The organism is Microbacterium sp. GbtcB4, assembly GCF_019091465.1.
Taxonomy (GTDB): Bacteria; Actinomycetota; Actinomycetes; order Actinomycetales; family Microbacteriaceae; genus Microbacterium; species Microbacterium paraoxydans.
The window spans coordinates 1-229 of sequence record NZ_JAGXJJ010000807.1 but is presented as its reverse complement, the minus strand read 5'-3'; the positions used below and the strand labels follow the sequence as shown (position 1 = coordinate 229).

1 protein-coding gene is annotated in these 229 nt (G+C 70.7%); it reads left to right on the top strand.

The genetic code is table 11. The annotated features are described in order from the left end of the window. The coding region (locus tag KVS71_RS19685) for a hypothetical protein (RefSeq protein ID WP_217585359.1) at positions 1 to 229 on the top strand (229 nt) is incomplete at both ends.

Sequence of the window (229 nt, the reverse complement as noted above, 5' to 3'; positions counted from 1 at the left end):
CGGTGCCCCCGAGACCATCCTCAACAACGAGAAGCGGATGCTGCCGGAGGCCGCCGCCGCGCTGTTCGACCACGGTCGCCGCGGTCCCCCCGTCACCGGTACCGGCAACCGCGCCCTGAAGTCCCTGAGCGACATGCCCCAGGGAAAGCAGGGTCGCTTCCGCCAGAACCTGCTCGGCAAGGGCGGCGACTACTCGGGCCGTTCGGTCATCGTCGTCGGCCCGCAGCTC